Here is a 22074-nt window from a genome sequence, read left to right on the forward strand (position 1 = left end):
TGTCGATAAAAAATAATTTCACCACCATTTTTAAATGGGCAACACTCTGATCTTAGATTGCCACCCATTGTTTTTCTTAAGTTTTAATAGGTTCAGACGATAAATGCCATTGACCATTTTGTTTAAACTGAGGCGACGAAACATCCGCATTCGATTTGACACAGTAGAACCCGACAGCAACAACGCCTTCGTTGGGGCAACACCACCAAACCGGTAACAGGTCAATGTAATCGATGATGCTTTACTCATTAAAAGCGAAGATTATTTTTTTCACGACATTGATTTTAGCGACAACAGCTGCAGCAATCATGTACTTCACCCACACCTATGTGGGAAAATCCATGCTGGAGGCAGAGGTTTCATCCGTCAGAAATATTCTCCATTTGGTCGAACTGAATATTCAGGGCGGATACGATAAGTTGCTGTCCGATAAAATGGAAATGGTGCTGAGTGCAACCAAGGATCTGAAAAAGGCGTCCGAAATCTGCGTGTCTGTCGCCAACGATATGGCCAACCTTGCCGAAAATGGAAGCATCCCAGCGTCCTTGGCGAAAGAAAAAACCCTAAGGTGCTTCATGAAACCACCTTTGGCAAACTCAAGATCTTTGTCTTTGACCAAGAAGCGCAAATGCTGATGCATCAGATGCGTGAACGCGATGTGACGCCAATCCGTAGGGTCGAAGATGTGAAGGGCAGAAATCTTTTTGAGGTCATGCGCCCGGATGTATTAAGTACGAATGGTGATTTTGCTGTTTTTTATTGGCCGTCCGCCAGTCAGGGCAACAAAAAACAAAAGATGGGGTATTTCCGACCCCTTCCAAACTGGGGATGGACGGTCGGGGCAATCATCGATTTTGATGAGATCGAAGCCGAAGCCAAAAAGAAAGTCAATAAGATCGTTCAGGTCCTTGGCCGGACCTTTTCCAAGATCACCATATCCAAGACCGGAACGGCGTTTCTGTTTCATGGCGACCGCAGCATGCTTATCGCGCCTAAAGGCACCGATGGGATCGACTTTCAAACGTTGAAAAATGACCTGTCCGGGAATCTACTGCTTGACGATCTCATGCAGGCTGCGCATACCGGTGATAAATCCATATGTTATATCAGATCGGCGTTAAACGATCATCAACTGCTTGAAGCGCATATACGTTATTTTAAAGCGTTTGACTGGTATATTGTGCTGGTGTTCCCCGTGGATGAAATCCAGGCTTCCGCAAAGCGGCTGCTCGGACGCCAGAGCCTTATCATTGGGCTCATCTTCTTCGTCAGTATTGCTGCCGCATATGTCTTCATGTCAAGAATCTCGGATCCTTTAAAGAAACTGGCCCTGTACGCCCAAAACATTCCAGAGATGGATTTTACGACGCCTGAAACAAGCAACGACTTCATTGACAAGCTTGCCAATAAACAGAATGACGAAGTCGGCCAACTGGCTAAGTCGTTTGCCTTCATGGAAAAGGAACTCAAGAAAAATGTACTCAAAGTCATCGAAACAACGGAACAAAAGCAGAGAGCAGCCGAAGAGTCCAATCGATTGAAAAGCGAGTTTCTTGCAAACATGAGTCATGAGCTGCGAACACCGCTCAACCATATTATCGGGTTCACCGAATTGGCCCTGGACAAACATCTTGGTGATCTTAACGAGCAGCAGGAAGAATATTTATCCGATGTTCACCAGAGCAGTCTGCATCTACTTTCCTTAATCAACGATATTCTCGATCTCTCCAAAGTTGAAGCCGGCAAACTCTCCTTGGAATCATCCATGGTTGAAATTGAACCGATTCTTCTTAACAGCCTTGTCATGGTTAAGGAAAAAGCCATGAAGAACGGCATCCGGCTGTCCACGGCAATTGAGGAAATGCCTGGCTTCATGTGGGTCGATGAACGCAAAATCAAGCAGATCCTCTATAACCTGCTTTCCAATGCCGTGAAGTTTACCGAGCCTGGGGGAGAAATTTCCCTTGAAGCCTACTGCGCATCCTTTTATCGAGATGAGACCGCATCGGACGATATCGCCTTGAAGGTCATCGAGCCGGATCAATTGCCCCCAGCAGAGGAGATCGACCGCACCGAACCTTGCGTGGTCGTGCGGGTCAAAGATACCGGCATCGGCCTGAAGCTCGATGACCAACAGCGCATCTTCGAGCCGTTTGAACAGGCGGACGGGTCGACCAGCCGCAAATACCAGGGAACCGGATTGGGACTGTCGTTGACGCGAAAACTGGTTCAGCTTCATGGGGGTGCCATTTGGGTGCACAGTGATGGTGAGGGACACGGGAGCACGTTTGGTTTTATTATCCCCATCAATGACAATGGGCTCGACAATACTGACACATTGAACGAGGTTTCCTATGAACAGCAGGGCTATCCATAAGCGGTTTGGTACTATCGCCGTCGAGAAACGGTTCATCACCACAGAACAACTTCTCGAAGCACTCAAACTTCAAGCCGAAGAAAATATCGGAACGGAAAAACACCGGCTCATCGGGCAGATTTTATTTGATCTGGGATATATTACCGAATCTCAAATTGAAGAAGTACTGGAGGTGATCAACCACCGGATGGTTTACATGTTGTCCGTCGGGCGATGAGTATCTGGCCGGTTTTCAGAGACATTGCGACACGGAGGCAGGGGTGTCTATTCCGATCTCGAAATATACGTCGTACGGCAATAATTTTGTACTGATTGATGAAACTCAGGGGCGCATTCTGGATGAGACGGAAACGTCGGGCTTTGCCCATGAAGTGACCGACATCAATTTCGGCGTCGGGGCCGACAATTTTTTAGCCGTTCAGCGGTGTACCCACCAGACCCTGGAAACGATCAACGGACATCGTTCATATTGGACCGAGTCGCCGGACCCGGATTGTGCGGACTTCATTTTCCGCATGTTCGAATCTGACGGTACGGAAGCCTTTTCCTGCGGAAATGGATTGATGTCCATCGCAAAATACCTATTCCAGACCTACCAAATTAGACAGGCGAGGATCCTGACTGAAATTCCCACACGAACACCGACGGTCGTCGCCATCGGTACTGAATCCGACGGTCATGCCAGTTGGGCGCGAATGCCCGATCCGCGCAGGGTTCCCGACGATATGGCCGTTCAGCTGCCCCGTACACCGATCAACGACCGGGTCGATGGAATCAGCCGGATAGAATTGAATGAAATAAGACGATCCGATTCCATACGCTTTTTTAGCAATGCGACGGCGGTAGCGTTGTCCGGAGCCTCGTGTTTACCGGGGAGCCGCATTTGGTTGTTTTTGCGGATGATGGGTTTAATATCGAAGGCATCGCCAATCAAATTTTTTTTTCGCCAACGAATAAGGAACAACCCGCCACGGGTGTTGAAAAACGGGCGGGCAGCAGTATTGCTTTCATCGATTTTATTGGTAAATATTTCGTCCGTGAATTCTCGAATCTCTTTCCCGTTGGTATCAATATAAACTTTGTCAGGGTACTGCCCGATAGGCAAACCATTGAACACCGCTGCTTCGAACGGGGGATAAACCATGAGACTTTATCCTGTGGCACTGGTGCCCTGGCATCGGCATATATTGCCAAGGTATCGGGCCGGGTCGGTGGCGATAAAATTATTGTACGCCCCCATCGCTGCCGCTGGCATCTCCCCGACGCGGAACTTGTCATCGAACATGCGGACAATGCGTGGTCAATAAAGGGCGTCCCGTATCGCCTGTTTAACGGAATGTTCGATTGGCATCGATGATGTCGTTCCATTGAAAGAAAAAAATCTCCACGGGCTGATGACAATGAAAAAATCAATAACCTATCGTCTGATTGCTGGCTCGATCCTTCTTTTTACGTTTGCGTTTGGGGTCAATGTTATATTGAATTCATCCGCCGTGGACAAGCTTTGCGAAGAAGCCATCCTGTCTCAATACCAGATTATCGGTCAAAACTTTCAACGTTCACTACGGAAAGTCCCTATCACCCAGGATGGTTTTTCCGGCGGGTACGACATTCAACCGCTTTTGAACAAAACCCGGAATCAGTTGTTGATGGTCACCGATACGACGAACGGTGGTGCGTCATTGGTCTCGAAGGAGAAAGAATCGCTGATAACGGTTTCCCTCCTTGGCGCGGATCATGAAACCCTGGCGTCAACGGATCCATCGGTATTGAACACGGAAATCAAACATCACCACCAAGCGGTCATTGCCTTTCTCAATAAGATCGAAGCGGAAAAGGCGAGTTTTTATCGAAGCAACGATGTTTATCTCGTCAAATATCCATCGAACGACGATGAGGGGCATTTGAATGCCACTATCGTCATCTCCATCCCCATCGGTTATGTTCAGGCGAATAAAAACATCCTTATTCACCAGGATTTTTTATCGCTCATTCTTATTCTCCTTCTCGGTATTATTCTATTGGTATTGATCTGTAAGAATATCAAAGATGCTGATTGTCGTCATCACGCCTTTTCGAAGACACGCATATCGCTATTGCTATTCTCGGTTATATTGAGTGCTCAAATTGCCTTTACCGCTGTCACCATCATAACTTTTACGGACCAGTATCTCGTGATGAACAAGGATAAGGCCAGACTGCTGGTTGGTCTCCTCAAGGACAAGATTGAGCTGAATACATCAAACAGGGGCGTTTTTTACACCCATCTTCCCAATACAGAACTCATTTTAAAGGAAATCCTGGCGGACTCGCCTGAGCTTAGCGATATTTCCATTTTTGACTACAAATGGCATCCGCTCTACATTGCAACGGACCAGAAGGCCCTGAACTGCCTGGCTGCGACAACCGTACAGGTTGAAAATATCAAAAAAACGTTGCCGGAATGGGACCCTGCGTATAACGTTCGACTGACGATCACGAACGGCAACGATAAAACGATTCAGGGATACATTTCAGCCAATATTTCCAAGCCGGCGCTTTACGATCGTCTCATCGAGATTGCGTTGGATTCGATTACGATACTTGTTATTTCGATTCTCTTTTTGGTCGAGATGATGATTTTCATATTTCACATCGTTGATGAGAAAAAAGATAGTTACAGCTTTTTTGATGCCTTCAAGAAGCGATTAAATCTCAATACGATCAAACAAACGATAAAACGGATAACGGCTCACAACCGCACCTCACAGGATCAAGCGACAACAGCCGCGTCCATGGAACCACGGCCCGATATCCATTATGGGTTGATGCGACCGGCGGCTTTTTTGTTGCTTTTCGGTTATGACATTTCCATGTCATTTCTTCCACTGCATACGGAAAAGTTGTACTCGCCTATCTTTGGTCTTTCCAAAGATGTGATCATGGGGCTTCCCATCTCCGTTGAATTGTTCTTCGTCGGTGTCTGCATCCTGGTTTCAGGGATATGGCTGGACAAACGCGGCTGGCACGAACCGTTCATCACCGGGCTCGCGATGGCTGCCTTGGGTACGCTTTATTCCTGGGGGGCACCGGATGTGATGAATTTTATCGTTTCCCGCGCGATAACCGGAAGTGGATACGGGCTTGCCCTGATGGCGTCCCAGGGGTTTGTCATCGAATACAGCGATGCCCGAAGCAAGGCACAGGGGCTCGCCTACCTATTTGCGGGTATCTACGCGGGAAGTTTGTGTGGCGGTGCTACCGGTGCCATGCTTGCGGATCGTTACGCGTACAGCTCGGTGTTCTTCACCGGTGCATTGATCTTATTCATGGTCATCGTTTATTCGTTCATTTTCATGCGCGACGGCATGCGCAAACCCGGTTCTTACAAAAAACCGAGCCAACAAACGGTAGTGGTACCCAATAAAACGCTGACGCGATTCCTGAGCAACCGGATTGTTATCGCGCTGGTTTTCTTCAGTAGTTTGCCTGCGGCCATTGCAGTGGTTGGATTTTTAAATTATTTCAGCCCGATTTATCTTAATCGGATTGGCGCTTCCCAATCGACCATTGGCCGAGTATTGATGATTTACGGTATCTGCCTGATTTATATTGGCCCCTTGGTCAGTAGATATGTCGACGCATCGAATAAAAAGCGGTTGTATATCTTTATCGGATGTGCTCTCGGGAGTATCGCTTTTCTAACCTTCAACGTGATTGAAGGCATCATCGCCGCTGCCGTCTCGATGCTGCTGTTGGGTCTTTCCAGCAGCTTTGTGCTGGCTTCACAAAGCGCCTATACGTTACGACTGAAGGTGACCGAAGAATTGGGCGCCGGAAAGTCGATCGGCATTTTCCGTTCGACTAGCCGGGGGGGGCAGGTCCTGGGACCCATCGTCTTTAGCTGGTTGATCGTTTCGACCAACATCGAACAGGGGATCACCTATTTCGGCCTGGCCTATTTTGCCTCGGCAATCCTTTTTCTTGTGTTTACGGTGAGGGACCAGCAACAGATGGCATTTTAGGATGCCGGTGTTCCACAACGATCATTTTGTTTGCGTTCGTTTTCCTTGATCGTGCCTTCAAGGCAGCGATGTTCCAGCGATCATACCATTCATCTTCATGAAGAGTCGTCTATGTTGATCCCCCATGAGATAGCCGGGCAGAGCGATGATTGTCATGCGTGTTATTCAACCGCCAACGCTTCCCATCGGCGTGCCAGCGAGCGCTACCTTGATCTTGCCTGCAGGCAATTTCCGGTTCTCGGAAATGCGATCCGCAACCATGGAAACCGCTCGCTTTGTGAATATCTCGATCTGATTCAGCCATCGGATATCCGGCCATTGCAGCCAATCGAGGATTTACTGGCGGTTGCCGAGGACTATGCCAGATCCCTTCTGGGTGAAACCATTGCAAGGCGACTGGCAACGGATCTCGAGCGGTCTCCGATGATCCTGACCGCAAACCATCATGGAATCGCGTATTTCGCCCAGGATTTTCAAGGAAACCTCATTTTTTCGCTCAATCGAAAAGGGGAGGGCACTGACTTGCGTACCGTTCCCGTTTTTGCCTGTGGAACGGTTCCGTTGGACAATTTGACCTATCCATTGGGGATGCTCTGCTATCAAGCCCTGGAAACCGGCCTGGATTCCATTCCCAATAAGATTCCGATCTTTTCCAATAAAATGAGGCGGCAGATGGTCAGTTCAGCGAAACCATTCAAAATGGATATGATTCACCGCGCGAAAAAACGCCTCCGGAAAATGATTCGCGACCGGATTTTGCCGGTGAGCGTCGAACCATCGATCATCGCATTGCTGGAGAAGGAATATGCCCGCTCCGATGTGCTTGACCTGCCGACCTATTCACAACAATCCGTGGTGATGAACCATGCCCTCTGGAATCGAATTTTCAAGGCGCCGAAGCGGTTTCCAGATCTGGTGGTTCTCGAATTGGAAAAAGTGGCAATGGCGCTGCTGGAAAAAGATCTGAGGGATCACAACAGCTTGGCACACTGTGTGATGTTCGATCCGGAACTCAGACGAAATGTATTCACGAATTTGGACGGCAGTCGTGCCTGCTGGCAGACATCGGCGCTGTTACGCCGGCTTCACGCCGACGACACGGCCGGGAACTGGAAAGACATGCCCTGCAGTTGCGGCACCATGCTTTTTTGGGGGTTGGACGCCCGCGGTCGTCGGGTTCCGCTATACCTGGAAACCGATTCCGGCAATGCCGCACTGCTTCGGGGTATCGACGATCGCGGGAATGTTTTGGAAATGCCATTTTCCATTGACGCGATTCTTGAGGCCCTTTCAAGCAACACGATTCTACCGTCAGTTTTTACCAGTCTGTTGGTCATCTCATTGGCCCGTGGCGTTACCTGCGTCGGAGGATATTTCCAATGTGAGTATTTGCCATCGATGCAGGCCGGGCTCGTCAAAGCGCTCAACGATACGGAGGGTATGATGATGCCGCGAGGAAGGTGTCGATGGTGCCGACGGCGGTATATCTTTCAGGAATGATCGCTGTCATGCACCGCTGGCAGAACGGCGGCCTCGTGCCGGCCGGCCCTTTGGAGATGATTGCCGGCGGGGGACTCGACGAAGCCGATATCCGGCGCATGCAATCCATGAGTGTCAAGGACGCACACATGTGTGCTTTGTCGGAAACGATTCAGGATTTTCCTCCAGCAGTGAAGCAGTTGTGTTCCGGCAGCTGGAGAGACGACGTGGCCGAGGATAACGCATCTTTGCTTTCAGGTAGAATCGTTCTCAAATAGAGGGTGGCAGGACGTGCATCGATCGTCCTGCCACCCTTTACGTTTACGTAGTGTGGATTTTGGGTCAGCCCTCCATGGTGAAGTCAAACGCGGTCAGGTCCTGAACGACATTCAATGTCATCGATTGGCCGCTTTTGACCGGAACCGGTGCGGGGAAGCACTGAACCGCTTGCTTCCAGTGCGTTTTCGCGTTTGTGGGCGAGCTTGAAAACATCGTATCTTTATCGATATCCAAGTCAAACCAGAAGGCCACGCCATGGCATCGGCCGTCTTGCTCCACACGCAAGGGGATCCGGAAGGTTCGTTTTTCGAGCGATCCCGACTGAAAATCGAATTGGCATACGTCGAACGGGGCTGAAAGAAAACGATGGGGAAACATCTTAAGACGTACCGGGAATGCACCCAGCGTCGATAGCGCATTGAATTTGCGGACATCCAAACCGACCGCCATTTCGGCGTGATTCATGCCATAAATGACGTCGCTTTCGATTAGACAGCCCGATACACGGGCACCCACGGGGAGTATCCTGGCATTTTCCTTAAGAAGATGTTGCCGCGCATGCTTGATAATGGGAATGATGCCTTCGCCAATCAGCGCGGAATCGATGGTTTCGGTAACAAGAAGGTCCAAACGGTCAGGAATGTCGATCCCCAGAATCAATTTGTCGGATTTTTTCCAATGATCGTGATCTTGTCTGAATATCCATTGGCGGCCACGACGGTTTTGGCGGTTTCAGCCACGGGACGCACCATCTCACAGGCATAAATGTGTTTTGCACCGGCCCTGGCAGCCATCATTGCGAGTAGCCCGGAGCCCGTGCCCACGTCCAGCACCAATGTGCTCGCGTCAACACTGTTTTTAATGGCGCGATTATACTTTTCGTTACGTTCCACATCGTTGAGCATGTTGAAATGATACCGTGGCACGACCATCTGGATCACTTGGTTATAGGCCGTTGTCGCTTCGTGCCGGATCTCTTCGACGCCCATGACCCTCAAGAAACATTCCATCGCGTCGCCGTATTGGGCTTGGTCAAGGCATTGGTAGCCTTCCTTGAGGATCGCCTTGAAATCCTTGTTCTCACTCATCGCACAGATCCTTTTGATAAAACATACCTATTTTGTTGCGGTGTCGCATACGATATCTTCATAAATTTCATCGGCGACCCCCAGCACGTCAATCGGCGGGTCGTATCCGATGGCGATTGCCGTTTTTAAATTGATGGCGATCTTCTTAGGCTCCTCGAAAACCTGGTCAAGATCGTTGGGTTTGGCCCCATTGAAAACCTTGGCAAACGTCTCCGCATGAAACTGACCCACATATTTAAACCCAGCCTGGGAAAGGCAGGCCAGAATTCCCCGCTTGACCTCTTCGGAACCCGATTGCGAAAATGTGGGAATAAGGTGGGCATTGGCGATTTCGACAATTTTGGGGATGCTCCGCGAACTGACACCACCATGCACCGTGACGTAAATCGCATCCGTTTTCATCGACAATTGTTCAAAACAGCCAACGTATGCGTCTTCTCTTTTTTCCGCATCGGCAATGTCGCTAACGGCAAAACAGCGTTCGATTTGAAAACCACGCTCTTTGGCGACTTTCTCGACCATGTCGATCGCGGCATAGCTTCTTCCATCAACCGTGTTTTCATAGACGACACCGAGGCGTTTGAAGCCAATCATATCATGGAACACCCTTACCTGACGCTGGTATCGGTAGGGATCCACATAGGCATGAACATAGTCGAACCCGGAGTCTTCGATGCTTTTAATGATGCCGGCGCTAACCGCGTCACTTGCGGAAACGACCATGGTATCGGTTGTATGGGAAGCGTTGGCAAGATCCTTGCCCGCCCAGGTGCCCATGGCAATCATTAAATCAATATCTTTCCGGGTGTTCAGCCGTTTTATAATAGTGTTAACGGTTGTCTCTCTTTCGTTATCTTCCCATTTGGCACTGTAATGGGCGTTTTTAACGAAGTCCAAATACTCACTTTTTGCGTGTTCCGTCAGCCAATTCCACAAGCCGGCGGTTTCTTCACCTTTCAGTGGCGGCAGCGGCTCTTCTTCAATCCACCCCATTTTCATCAAGGCTTTAACGGTTTCGGCAAAGATCAATTGGTAATCGATGTACGTGCCCCCTTCGTAGTAGCCAATCCGCCATTTTTTTCCATCATGGGTCGTGGGTTTCGTCGAAAAATGGCCTTTATCCGCGGCGATGGCACTTAAAGGGACAACCGTGATCGTTACAATGATCAAGCACAAGATGAATCGTCTGAGGCTAGGCATTTCAATTCCTCCGGAAGGCATTCATGGGATAGATGATTATCACTTTGCCGTAATGGGTAAGCAGTGGCCGACCCCATTATACAATATCATCCACCTCATCGGTCATTAAGGGTAGGACTTTAGCATTTGCACGGGGTTAAGATCGGTTTGCCGGCACTATGGATTCGTGGTTAAAGAAAAAGACAAAATAGCCGATACACGTCGCTGTAAGCTTCCAGGTCGCCATTCATTAGGGTCGGCCTGCAACATACAGTGACCCCGTTGCGATTCCGCCCGACCATCATTCGTGAGGCGGCTGCATGGTTGTCCGCTCAATCCATAAAGCGGGGCCAGCGTTGATTTGGAACATGATACGGTTGCTTGAAAGGGCTTTGTCCCCTATATGAATGATTCTCATTCCACGATATCATCTCACCGCTTTTCCGAAGACACTTCCCAAGGGCGCATTCTGGTCGTCGAAGACAATCCGAAGAATCGTAAACTGGTACGCAGCCTGCTCGAGATACACCATTTTACCGTGCTGGAGGCCGGTGACGCAGAAACCGGAATTCAAATCGCCAGGCAAACCCCCCCGGATCTCATTTTGATGGATATCCAACTCCCGGGAATGGATGGGTTGCAGGCCACGCGTATCATCAAAAGCATCGATTCACTGCAGCATATTAAGGTTGTCGCGCTGACGTCCTACGCCATGGAAGGCGATGCCGGAAAAGCAAAGGCGGCGGGCTGCGACGGGTACATCACCAAACCGATCAACACACGTCAGTTTATCGATGACATCAGACCCTGCTTGCCTGAGAAAAGGCCTATCACGGCGGTGCCCGCCGCAGATCAAAGCAGAACCGATATTACCCTGCTGATCGTTGACGACGATCCGATGAACCTTAAACTGCTGCATGGCAAGCTGTGCCGTCAGTACCCGAATATCATTAAGGCCGTGGACGGTTACGAGGCACTAGCCAAGGCGAAAGATGTCCTTCCGGACCTGATTCTGCTCGATATCATGATGCCGGGACTGAATGGTTTTGAAGTGACGCGGCAACTTAAGGCGAATGCGAAGACCCGGCAAATACCGATCATTTTGATTACCGCGCTGGATGGGCACGATTACAAAGTCATGGGGAGTGAAGCCGGAGCGGACGACTTTTTAAACAAACCCGTTAACACCCATGAACTCCATACCCGCGTCAAGTCCCTTTTAAACATGAAGGTTTGCCAGGACCGGCTGCTTGAAACGGATAGTCGTGCTCACGATACCGAGCTTGCGCTGCCCTCAGGGGAAGCTTTGGTTGACCGAAATTTCCGAGTTCAGATTTTGGTTAATAGCGCGGAACAGTGCAACAAAATCAGCATGTATCTGTTTGGTCAAGGCTACGACATCCACATCAATGAGGATCTCGAACGGTCGGCCGAACGGATTCGCCAGGAACCGCCGGATATCCTGATTATGGAAAACCAATCATGGCCGGCTGCCTGGATCGAGCTTTGTGCAAACCTGAAAAATGGGGGGGGAAACCGGCCAAACTGCCAGGTCCTGTTTATCCTCTCGGAAACGAATCTCGAGTCGAATTTTTCTGATTTCGAGGACTATATCGATGACTTCCTGACGCAACCCATCAATATATACGAACTTCGGGCGCGCATTAAAGTGCTCCTGAAGAAGAAAGCATTGCTTGAATATCTGAGCAAGGGCAAGAAGCCCACCCTTCGGCAGTGGATCACCGATCCCGCGACGGGGCTATACAATTTTGAGTACTGCATCCATGTGCTCAAACACGAATTGCAGCGTTTTTCTCGCGAAACGAGCCATGTTGCCATTGTTATGATGGCATTTAACATGAACGCCAGCCCTGCGAGAAAAATGCCGCAGAATGAATTCGACGCATTCGTCATCAAGTTGGGTGCGTTGATAAAGAAGAATATTCGCAAGCTGGATGTCGCTTCAAGACGTTCGGATCAGACATTCTTCTTCGTTCTCCCGGAAACGGACGAAGAAAAGACCTTTCGTTTTATTCATCGGTTGAAGAAACTGATCGATCGGCAGTTGAAAGAAATTCAGTTGATGAGATGTCGTGCGTCCGATCTGTTTGTCTTTGGGTATGCGGTTTGTCCGAACGATTCCATAGAATTGGAAGCGTTGCTGCAGACAGCCGAAAACAGGCTAAAAAAAACGGCTCCCCAGCAGCCGGTCAACGCCGACGGCCGTATACGCGCAACGACCCTGAACCAGCGGTGACAACATGGCAATGAATCGCGATATGCTGACGGATAAAGCGCCTCGGCGTACTGCTGATCTCGAGCATACGATTTCCCATGATCAGTACTTCCTTGCCGTCGGGGAGGCAGAAAACCATCGTTTTGGCGATGTCATGACAGACCATGATTTCGCTGGCCGGAGTCAGACATGATGCCTAAATTCCCTGAACCCAATTCGGAAACACTGACGGTTGTGGTGGAAAACAACACCGCCGATCTCATCTTGTTGTCACGGCTTTTAAAGTCGCATTCAGGGCAGGTCCTGACCGTCCAGAATGCCGACGACGGGTTGGCCTTGATCGAGACAATGAATCCGAATTTGGTCATGGTCAACGTCGATCTGGCCTGCGCGGACGGTGTCCCCTTGATTCAGAAAATTCGCAGCCACGCCAAACTGGCCCATACGCCCGCTATTGCGCTCGCCGCCGCCACGAGCGCGACGGTAAAGGCTGGAAACGGCAACACGGGTTATAATGCGTGGATCGGCAAGCCGCTGGAACCGGACCGCTTCAAGCAGACGATCAGGGATTTGTTTGGTGGCGCGAGTCCGGTGCAGCCGTTGCCGGTACCAAATCTGTGTAGAAAAGCACGGGTCCTTATCGTTGACGATGAGGCGATGAATCTCAAGCTTTTCAAAGCCTACCTCGCATCGGAGGCGTATGAGATTGTCACGGCTGAAAATGGTCAGGAAGCACTCAGCCGTATTGCCGTGTCCCCTCCGGACGTGATTTTGCTCGACATTATGATGCCGGGGATCGATGGCTTTGAAGTCACGCGTCTTCTGAAAGGCAGTCAGGAGACGGCGGAAATCCCCATTATTTTGATGACAGCACTCTCCGGTAGGGAAAACAAGTCCGCCGGCCTCGATGCCGGTGCCGATGAATTTATCACTAAACCCGTGCAACGGACGGAACTGGTCGCCCGTGTTCGCTCGATGCTCCGGATGAAACGATTCGAGGAGCAGATCAAAGGGCGGCAACGTTCCGAAGACACTTTGTCGCCCGTGCCGGCGCAATCCGCTGCCGGGCACGAAATCATCCAAAATGTGCTGGTCGCCGAGGACAATGATACCGATGCCCTGCTGCTTTTGAGGCAACTGGAACTTGAACCCTACACGATCAAGCGGGTCTCCACCGGTGAGGCGGCCATTCGCGAGGTCCTCAACGAGCCAATCGACCTTGTATTGCTTGATTTGATGCTGCCGGGGATCGATGGTTTTGAAGTTTGCCGCCGCATCAAGGGGGATGATCGGACGAGAAATATCCAGGTTGTCATGATGACATCGCTGCGAGATTTGGACTCCCGTGTCCAAAGCGCCGAATTGGGTACGGACGACTATCTTGTCAAACCGGTCAATCCACGCGAACTCCGTGCCCGGGTTCAAGCCCTGCTGAAGAAAAAGCGGTATATCGACAAATTGCATAATCGCTATGAAAAGGTTCTCAACCGGGCCATCACCGATGACCTTACCGGGCTGTTCAACCATGGATACTTCAAGCGTTTCCTGGAACTGGAGATTAAACGTTCCTTGCGACAGAAGCATCCGATTGCCCTGTTGCTCATGGACCTGGACAATTTCAAAAAGATCAACGACACATTGGGGCATCTGACCGGCGACCGCATCCTGGTGCAGGTTGCCAAAAGCATAAAAGCAAACATCCGCGACGTGGATTTCGCGGCCCGATATGGGGGGGAGGAATTTGCCGTTATCCTGCCCTATGCCGGTATCGAGGACGTTAAGGATATATCAGAACGGATCCGCCGGTCTATTGCCGATACGGTTGCCGTGAACGCGCAAGACCATGACACTTTGCCGGTTACCGTGAGTATTGGCGCGGCACTCAGTCCATATGACGCATCAACGGTGGAAACACTGATTCGAAAGGCTGACGAGATGATGTACCTGGCAAAAAAGTTTGGCAAAAACAGAGTATGCATTTCAACAGATGATAAGGGGTGATCATCCGTTGAATCAGAAACCCGTCAAGGACGTTCTGCATCCGCATGGATTGGTGGTTGTTATCGAAAATAACACAACTGATCTGATCCTTATCACCCGCGTGTTACGTTCCAGGTGCTGTCAGATGCTGACGGCACAGAACGCGGATGACGGATTGATGCTGATCGAAAACATGACGCCGGATCTGGTGATCGTGAATACGGGTCTTACGGTTCGAGATGGCATCCCGTTGATTGAGACATTGCGGACGCATCCAAACCTGGTGGATATTCGGACGATCGCATTGGCCGCACCCGAAGCCTTGAGCCAAGATGGCAATATCGACGATAAAGGCGATAACCGTTGCATCGCAAAACCGTTGGACCCGGATAACCTCGATGCCGTTATCGCCGACATGCTTTCGGACCAGGGGAGGGCGCCGGCAAAACCATCTTTGGCAAATCCATCTTTAGGCCCGAGCACACGGGCGCGGGTTCTGATTGTCGATGACGAGGTCATGAATTTAAAGCTGTTCAAGGCCTATTTGTCATCTGAAAATTACGAAATCCTCACGGCCGAAAACGGTCATGACGCCATCGCGGTCATCAACCAGCATCCGCCGGACGTGATTCTGTTGGATGTGATGATGCCCGGCATCGACGGCTTTGAAGTGACGCGGCGATTGAAACAGAACGCAGCAACCGCTTCTATCCCGATCATCCTGGTAACGGCGCTTTCCGGGCAAGGGAACAAAACGCTGGGGCTGGATGCCGGCGCCGACGAGTTCCTGACCAAGCCCATTCAACGTGCGGAGCTGGTTGCCCGAGTTCGTTCCATGTTGAGGCTCAAACGTTTCGAGGAACAGATTCGAGGACGCCAATTGTCGGAGCCCCAACTGGAGCGTCCCGCCATTTGTTCCCTTGAGACCCACGAGCGGATACCATTGGTTCTGATCGCAGAGGATAATGATTCGGATGCTTTGCTGGTGTTAAAACAGCTTGAGTATGAGCCCTATTCGATCAAGCGGGTTTCTACCGGTGAAGCCGCCATTCGTGAAGTCTTGAACGAGCCGGTCGATTTGGTTCTGCTGGATCTCTTGTTGCCGGGTATCGACGGTTTCGAAGTCTGCCGGCGCCTCAAAGGGGATGATCGGACCTGCAATATCCAGATCGTGATGATGACATCGCTTCGTGACCTGGACTGTCGTATCCAGGGCGCCGAACTGGGAACGGACGATTACCTGGTTAAACCGGTGGACGCGTGCGAACTCAAGGCCCGCGTTAACGCGCTGTTAAAAAAGAAACATTATATCGATAAGCTGCACAATCGTTATGAGAATGTATTGAATCGTGCGCTCAATGATGATCTGACGGGGTTGTTCAATCATGGATATTTCAAACGTTTCCTGGCGTTAGAGACAAAACGCGCCCTGCGGCAAAAACACCTCATCGCCCTGCTTTTGATGGATCTGGATAATTTCAAGCAGATCAACGATACATTGGGACACTTGACCGGTGATCGCATTCTGGTGCAAGTCGCCAAAAAGATCCGGGAGAACATCCGTGAAATTGATTTTGCCGCACGATATGGAGGCGAGGAATTTGCCGTCATTCTTCCCTACACGGGGGGCCAAGATGCGAAAAGCATCGCCGAGCGAATTCGTTCGGCGATTCACAAAGAGGTGATCGCCCGAAATCGGGACGGAACGACGCTCCCGGTAAGCGCAAGCATTGGCGTTGCCTTCTGCCCCAATGACGGCATCGAACTGGAAGATCTCATTCGACATGCGGATGAGATGATGTACCTGGCCAAACAGTGTGGCAAGAACCAAGTCTGCGTCTCATCGGATTTCAAAGGATAATAAGGATCATACGGTGACTCACTCGATTCAGGAATTGTTACGAAAAGGCATCGAACTTCCCTCTCCACCCGAGATCGCGGTCCGTATTTTGGAGGAAATCAAGAAAGACGAATGCTCGTTAGATCGGTTGGCGGCTATCATCGAAACCGATCCGGCATTGGTGACCAGAATTATCCGCATATCCAATTCATCCTTCTATGGCCCGATGACGCGGGTCAATACGTTGCAGCGGGCACTTTCCATATTGGGGTTGAACGCCGTTAAGAATATTGCACTGTCATTTGTCTTGACCGAGAATTTACGCGGTGAAGAAAAAAGTATTTTCGACTATGATCTGTTTTGGCGGCGATCCGTGACCGCGGCCGTTGGGGCGGAGCTCGTATCGGATATGATCGGTTTGCCGTGTAAGGAAATCTTTATTACATCCCTGCTGCAGGATATTGGGATGGTTTTTATGTTTCTTTCTCACCCGGAGCAATATCAGAAAGTCCTGGAGGAGGTGCAATCCACTGAAGCGTTTGTGAAGGACACCGAGACCCGCATCTTCGGGTTCACGCATCCGAACGTCGGTGCCATTGTTTTAAAGGAATGGGGTTTTCCCCAGAACATCTATGCGCCGATTGGATTCCATCATGACCCCCACAACGCTGTCGCCGAATGTCGTCTTGATGCGCAGATCCTTCAACTCGCCAATCAGCTGTCCGTCGTTTATCACGGGCAGCAGGGCGCCATGGTACTTGAGAAAATAAAGCAGACATGCGAAAAGTCATTCAATGTCGATCCCGACAAGGTCGATACGGTGGTGGATGAGGTCGCCCGTCGAACCATCGAAATGCTTTCCTTTTTCGATATTCCACCGGGAGACATGCGGCCTTTCTCGGCGCTTCTCCAAGAAGCCAATGCCCAATTGGGCAAATTGAATCTGACCTATGAACAGTTGCTGCTCCAATATAAAGCGGCCAAGGACAAAGCCGAGAATCTTTCCCGCGAACTTCAGGAAGCGAACTGCAAGCTACGGAAATTGGCCACCACAGACGGGTTGACCGGCCTTTACAATCATCGCACCTTTCAGGATCTGCTCGAAAAAAGAGTCAGCGAGGCGCATCGTCATCGACGTAACTTGTCCCTGATTCTTCTGGATTTGGATCATTTCAAGTGCGTCAATGACTGCCATGGCCATCTTGTCGGCGATGCCGTACTGAAAGCGGTCAGCAATAAAATCCGTGGGTTGCTGCGCAGTGAAGATATCCCTGCGCGCTACGGGGGGGAAGAGTTCGCCCTGATTCTTCCAGAGACCGATATCGACGGGGGGGTTAGCCTGGCTGAACGCATCCGTGAAAATGTGTCCCAAATGCACATCGCCATCAATGGCGCGCCCATCCGAATCAGCGTCAGTCTGGGGGTGGCTGCCATCGGCCCCCATTTGCCGCCCTTCGACAAATCCGTTCTCGTCGATTTCGCCGACAAGGCTTTGTATACCGCGAAGCACAACGGCCGTAATACGGTTCGGATATCGACTATCAATACACAGAGCCTTGAGAACCATCTCAACAGCTGTACCATCGATTGATGAACGCGTAACCGGACTATCCTCCGGCCACCGGAGGAAAAATACCGACACGTTCACCACCTTGCAGGCAAGCATCAAGGGACTGCTTGACGCCGTCGACAAAGATGAGATGCGCCTTGGCAACGGGAATCCCAAGCTGCTCCAAGAGGTCGTGGACCGACGCGCCCGGCTTGATCGGCAGTCGGTTGGCGTTTTCGGGGGCCATGTTACTGAGGGAGGCAAACAGTTTCAGTTGAATGTAGTGTTCAGGCATGGTCGTGCCCCCGTTTTGGTAAGGTGGTTAATAAAACACGTATCGTATTCATTTCTTTTCATATCATTTTTCCTGCCATTTGGGCAGAAAAGAAGCTGATTGCCCTGAGCTGATTCCAGGGCGGCGTTGCTTTTGTGGGGGCCTTATGGCATCATCGCCCGACGCACTGGATTTCGGGGCAGGGCGCCTTTTTCCCTCGGGTATGCGGTTCAGCCTGCTCGGTCCCAAATGACCGATCGATTCCGCCGAAAGGACCATATTCAATGGATACAATCAAACGCGTTTTGATAACCGGCGGCGCCGGCTTTATTGGCTCTCATCTGGCAGAGGCGTTGGTGGCCCGTGGCGCCCGGGTAACCGTGTTGGATAACCTTTCTACCGGGCATCGCCATAATCTTGCGCATCTGGCTGACGATCTTGAATTCGTCGAAGGGGATATCCGGGACGCCGATCTTCTGTGCCGGTTGGTGAAAGGCTGTGATGTGGTGTTTCACCAGGCCGCGGTGGTATCGGTTACGCTCTCGGTCCAGGACCCGTCGTATAGCTGCGAGGTAAATTCGTTGGGAACGGTGCGGGTGCTGGATGCATGCCGGCGAAAGGGTGTGCGGCGCGTGGTGATGGCGAGCTCCAGCGCGGTGTATGGTGACGATCCCCGCCTGCCCAAAAAGGAGGATATGTCGCCGCATCCGTTGAGTCCTTATGCGGTGCAAAAACTGACCGGGGAGTTCTATGCAAAAACGTTCGGCCAATTATACGACTTGGAGACGGTCTGTCTCAGATATTTCAACGTCTATGGCCCGCGTCAGGATCCGTCATCGCCCTATTCCGGTGTAATTTCCATTTTTATGACCAAGGCGACTGCCGGACAGGCACCGACCATTTTCGGAGACGGTCAACAATCGCGGGATTTTGTTTATGTCAGGGATGTGGTTCAAGCCAATTGGTTGGCGGCTACGGAGAAGACGGCTGTCGGTCAGGTGTTTAACGTCGGCACGGGGAGTTGTATCCGCATCCGTGAACTCTGGAAGATGATCGGCCAGCTGACCAATACGACGGTGGAACCGTGTTTTGCGCCACCCGCGCGGGAGATATCCGTGAATCCATATCCGATATCGGCGCCATCCGCCGAAGCCTCGGTTTTGTTCCAAGGGTTGATTTGCGAAAGGGGCTTTCCGACACCCTGGCCTGGTATCGCGCCAATTCATCCGGTCATAACCCTTAATTCTCGAGAAACAGCGCGTCTTTTTTTACTGCTCCTGGCCGGTGCCGGCGGTTCCGGACACGGGCCGGACACTATGACGCTTTGCTGGCAAAATGGGCTTCCCATAATTTCTTAACCGCAGGGCCGCGCCATTTCCCCTTGCCGGATACGGTGGGTACCTGGTGATTATCCAAATACCTGGCGATCTTTTCCCAGCTTTCACCTTCTTCCCGCATGCCGGCGATAACATCCAACGTGCTCGGCTCTTCTTCTTCCTCAGATGAGGTTTCCTCCGCTGATGGCGCCTTCTCGGCTGGCGCGGCCTGCGGGGCGGCCACCGAATGGCTGGATGGAGAAGACGCCGGATCCGTCTCGCAACGGCTTGCCATCGTATCGGCTTCATCGGTGTGGGGCAAAAGATCCTCGTACCCCCACTTTCGTCCGATCATGGTTGCAAGTGCTTCAAGGGAATTGGCGATGCGTGTCGCCGTTATGTTTTGCGTGGCGATGGTATCGGCGATGCGGGTTTGATTTTCTGCAAGTACGTCTAGGGTTTCCTTGATCAGCGCAAAATTTTCGTTGGTGACCTTGGTGTAATAGTCGGGCTTGCGGCGTTCATTGCCCGCACGGCGCTGAGGTCCCTTGTAGTCCGTATAGTCGCGTCTGCTTCGATCCGTCTGCTTCAGTTTTCCACTTCTCAGATTGTGCAAAAAATCATCCATGGAGTCTCCTTATATTGTGCTGGGCGCATATAAACCCGCACTCTTGAATTAGTCAATGATGTTTTGGACGGACCCGTTAAAATCCTGATTCACGGCATCTTGACGACGTGTAAGCGCGCAGCCACCTTTTTGGCGGCCTTGTCTTGCATGGCGACCAGACCATGTGCTTGCGAATAACCAACATTCGCTTGCCGTTTTCATCATGAAGAATAGAGAATCACGTTATTGCAGGACAGTCGAAATAAAATGGGCAAGGCGGTTGGCTTACCTTCCTGACCGAAAATATCGGTCAGGCCAGGCGACGACTTTAGGGGCGCGGCAAAAAAATAATTGTACCGGGCTTGGTTTCATCTGCAAGCCGCTTTTCACGAATCCGTCAATCTTGAAAGACGCGACCGGCCGCGAGTGCCTTCTCCATAGAATGGTTAATAACCTTTCGATGACCGGCATACAAGCAAAAAGCGGGTGCTGCATCCAAAGAGCATGCAGCACCCGCTTTCAAAGCGATCATTCATCTCCCGCGATCGGCGGTGACCCGCCGAATGTCAGTTCGCCAACTGCCGGGATGTATTCGGTGGGGCCGGCCGCAATGTATCGGGCGTGAATGTCAATGTGGCGAAATAGTCCGCCAGCCGCTCCTCACGCCGAATCAAGCAACCGTGCCGTCCTGGCGGAAGAGCAATTCCTTGGGCCGTAACTTGCCATTATAGTTGAATCCCATGGCATGACCATGGGCACCGGTGTCGTGAATGACCACCAGGTCTCCTTCGGCAATGGGCGGCAAGGGTCGCTGAATGGCAAATTTGTCGTTGTTTTCGCACAAAGAACCCACCACATCCACGATTTGGGGGGAATCCGTTTCCCTTTTGCCGGGTACGGTAATATGGTGATAGGCGTTGTACATGCCCGGTCGCATGAGTGATGACATGCAAGCGTCCACACCCACGTAAGTGCGATAAATCTCCTTGCGGTTGATTACCTGGGTGACGAGGACGCCGTGCGGGCCGGTCATGTATCGGCCACTCTCCATATAGAGTCGCGGCATGCTGCCGTTGCGCATCGCAAAATCATTGAACAACGTCGTGATTTCCCGAGCCATGGCGTCTGTTTTCAGGGGGGCGTCCTCGGGCCGGTAGGGGATGCCCAGGCCGCCGCCGATATTGATGAAATCAAAACCGATGCCCAAGGCCACCGATATCCGCTCGACTTGCTCGAGCAGCATGGCGGCGGTTTGCACCATGTAGGTGTAGTCCCGTTCGTTGGAGGCCAGCATGGTGTGCAGCCCGAACCGTTTGGCGCCTCGATCCTGGGCAATTGCATACGCGCGGAGCAGCTGATCGTGGCTGACACCGTATTTGGCTTCCACGGGCTTGCCGATGATGGCATTGCCCGTGCGCCGTTGGCCAGGATTGTAGCGGAAGCAGATCAATTCGGGCATCTGCGGCAATTTTTCGATCAGCGAAATGTCGTCCAAGTTGATGATACTGCCACCGTCGGCCATGGCGGCAGCAAATTCCCGCCGGGTGGTGTTGTTGGATGTGAACATCAAATCGTCGCCGTTGCCCCCCACCCGACGTGAGAGTTCCAGTTCGGCGATCGAACTACAGTCGAAGCCGAACCCCATGTCGACCATGATCTCCAACACGGCCGGGTTGGGCAGGGCCTTGACGGCAAAGTATTCGCGGAAGCCGGGGATGCCGGCAAAGGCCGCCTTCAATCTCTCGCCGGTATCGCGAATGCCGGCTTCATCATAGATGTGAAAAGGTGTTCCGAAATGTGCGACAATTTCGTCCAAGCGTGGATAGAGCCGATTTTCAAAAGCGGATGACATGGGCATGACGGATC

The 22074-nt window shown here is 51.3% G+C and carries 18 protein-coding genes; 12 read left to right on the forward strand and 6 right to left on the reverse strand.

The annotated features are described in order from the left end of the window. The first annotated feature begins 233 nt into the window (after nt 1-233). The 7 genes from JCM12296_RS07885 to JCM12296_RS07915 all read left to right on the forward strand — a co-directional run bounded on the left by JCM12296_RS07885 (nt 234) and on the right by JCM12296_RS07915 (nt 8138). Nucleotides 234-635: a hypothetical protein gene (locus tag JCM12296_RS07885; RefSeq protein WP_157067454.1), complete on the forward strand. Its 402-nt coding sequence runs from the start codon at nt 234-236 to the stop codon at nt 633-635. Then, nucleotides 569-2377: a cache domain-containing protein gene (locus JCM12296_RS07890; RefSeq protein ID WP_157067455.1), complete on the forward strand. Its 1809-nt coding sequence runs from the start codon at nt 569-571 to the stop codon at nt 2375-2377. Before JCM12296_RS07885 ends, JCM12296_RS07890 begins: the two co-directional genes overlap by 67 nt. Further along, nucleotides 2355-2594 (forward strand): cyclic di-GMP-binding domain-containing protein, MshE-related, encoded by a 240-nt coding sequence (locus JCM12296_RS07895; RefSeq protein ID WP_054691405.1) that lies wholly within the window; start codon nt 2355-2357, stop codon nt 2592-2594. Before JCM12296_RS07890 ends, JCM12296_RS07895 begins: the two co-directional genes overlap by 23 nt. A 43-nt stretch (nt 2595-2637) precedes the next feature. Beyond that, a complete protein-coding gene (locus JCM12296_RS36100) occupies nt 2638-3453 on the forward strand; it encodes a diaminopimelate epimerase (protein WP_172683811.1) in 816 nt (271 codons plus the stop codon). Nucleotides 3454-3744: 291 nt separating this feature from the next. Then, nucleotides 3745-6381 (forward strand): MFS transporter, encoded by a 2637-nt coding sequence (locus tag JCM12296_RS07905; protein WP_054691407.1) that lies wholly within the window; start codon nt 3745-3747, stop codon nt 6379-6381. 111 nt (nt 6382-6492) lie between these two features. Beyond that, nucleotides 6493-7881 carry a hypothetical protein gene (locus JCM12296_RS07910; RefSeq protein ID WP_054691408.1) on the forward strand — a complete coding sequence of 463 codons (1389 nt, stop codon included), beginning with the start codon at nt 6493-6495 and terminating at the stop codon, nt 7879-7881. Nucleotides 7882-7889: 8 nt separating this feature from the next. Continuing rightward, a complete protein-coding gene (locus JCM12296_RS07915; RefSeq protein WP_157067456.1) occupies nt 7890-8138 on the forward strand; it encodes a hypothetical protein in 249 nt (82 codons plus the stop codon). Nucleotides 8139-8202: 64 nt separating this feature from the next. Here JCM12296_RS07915 and JCM12296_RS07920 read toward each other — a convergent pair whose 3' ends face one another. Genes JCM12296_RS07920 through JCM12296_RS07930 form a run of 3 tightly spaced genes read right to left on the reverse strand, consistent with a single transcriptional unit; the run spans nt 8203 to nt 10256 of the window. Beyond that, on the reverse strand, nt 8203-8799 hold the full coding sequence (locus tag JCM12296_RS07920) for an SAM-dependent methyltransferase (RefSeq protein ID WP_054691410.1): 597 nt from the start codon (nt 8797-8799) through the stop codon (nt 8203-8205). After that, nucleotides 8796-9227: a 50S ribosomal protein L11 methyltransferase gene (locus JCM12296_RS07925; RefSeq protein ID WP_054691411.1), complete on the reverse strand. Its 432-nt coding sequence runs from the start codon at nt 9225-9227 to the stop codon at nt 8796-8798. Before JCM12296_RS07925 ends, JCM12296_RS07920 begins: the two co-directional genes overlap by 4 nt. Before the next feature lie 27 nt (nt 9228-9254). Further along, the gene (locus JCM12296_RS07930; RefSeq protein WP_246804064.1) at nt 9255-10256 is read right to left on the reverse strand and encodes an ABC transporter substrate-binding protein; all 1002 of its coding nucleotides are present in this window, start codon (nt 10254-10256) and stop codon (nt 9255-9257) included. Nucleotides 10257-10809: 553 nt separating this feature from the next. Between JCM12296_RS07930 and JCM12296_RS07935 the strand changes: the two genes are divergently transcribed. The 4 genes from JCM12296_RS07935 to JCM12296_RS07950 all read left to right on the forward strand — a co-directional run bounded on the left by JCM12296_RS07935 (nt 10810) and on the right by JCM12296_RS07950 (nt 18053). After that, nucleotides 10810-12663 (forward strand): response regulator, encoded by a 1854-nt coding sequence (locus JCM12296_RS07935; RefSeq protein ID WP_054691413.1) that lies wholly within the window; start codon nt 10810-10812, stop codon nt 12661-12663. 168 nt (nt 12664-12831) lie between these two features. Continuing rightward, nucleotides 12832-14643, forward strand: a complete 1812-nt coding sequence (locus JCM12296_RS07940) for a response regulator (RefSeq protein WP_054691414.1) — start codon at nt 12832-12834, stop codon at nt 14641-14643. Next, entirely contained in the window at nt 14630-16483 is a 1854-nt protein-coding gene (locus JCM12296_RS07945) for a response regulator (protein WP_083455951.1), read from the forward strand. Before JCM12296_RS07940 ends, JCM12296_RS07945 begins: the two co-directional genes overlap by 14 nt. 13 nt (nt 16484-16496) lie before the next feature. After that, nucleotides 16497-18053, forward strand: coding sequence for a sensor domain-containing diguanylate cyclase (locus JCM12296_RS07950; protein ID WP_172683812.1), 1557 nt, complete (start codon nt 16497-16499; stop codon nt 18051-18053). Between the two features lie 16 nt (nt 18054-18069). Here JCM12296_RS07950 and JCM12296_RS07955 read toward each other — a convergent pair whose 3' ends face one another. Next, the gene (locus JCM12296_RS07955; protein ID WP_054691417.1) at nt 18070-18306 is read right to left on the reverse strand and encodes a MoaD/ThiS family protein; all 237 of its coding nucleotides are present in this window, start codon (nt 18304-18306) and stop codon (nt 18070-18072) included. Nucleotides 18307-18569: 263 nt separating this feature from the next. Here JCM12296_RS07955 and JCM12296_RS07960 point away from each other — a divergent pair, with 263 nt between their 5' ends. Beyond that, complete coding sequence (locus tag JCM12296_RS07960; protein ID WP_218188009.1) at nt 18570-19643, forward strand: SDR family oxidoreductase; 1074 nt, start codon at nt 18570-18572, stop codon at nt 19641-19643. On the opposite strand, the gene JCM12296_RS07965 is transcribed toward JCM12296_RS07960, so the two are convergent. Then, nucleotides 19600-20229, reverse strand: a complete 630-nt coding sequence (locus JCM12296_RS07965) for a hypothetical protein (RefSeq protein ID WP_054691418.1) — start codon at nt 20227-20229, stop codon at nt 19600-19602. The genes JCM12296_RS07960 and JCM12296_RS07965 overlap by 44 nt on opposite strands. A gap of 649 nt (nt 20230-20878) precedes the next feature. Then, nucleotides 20879-22066 (reverse strand): diaminopimelate decarboxylase, encoded by a 1188-nt coding sequence (locus JCM12296_RS07970; RefSeq protein WP_306303984.1) that lies wholly within the window; start codon nt 22064-22066, stop codon nt 20879-20881. Nucleotides 22067-22074 lie beyond the last annotated feature (8 nt).

The sequence above is a fragment of the Desulfosarcina cetonica JCM 12296 genome, assembly GCF_001311845.1.
GTDB classification, from domain to species: Bacteria; Desulfobacterota; Desulfobacteria; order Desulfobacterales; family Desulfosarcinaceae; genus Desulfosarcina; species Desulfosarcina cetonica.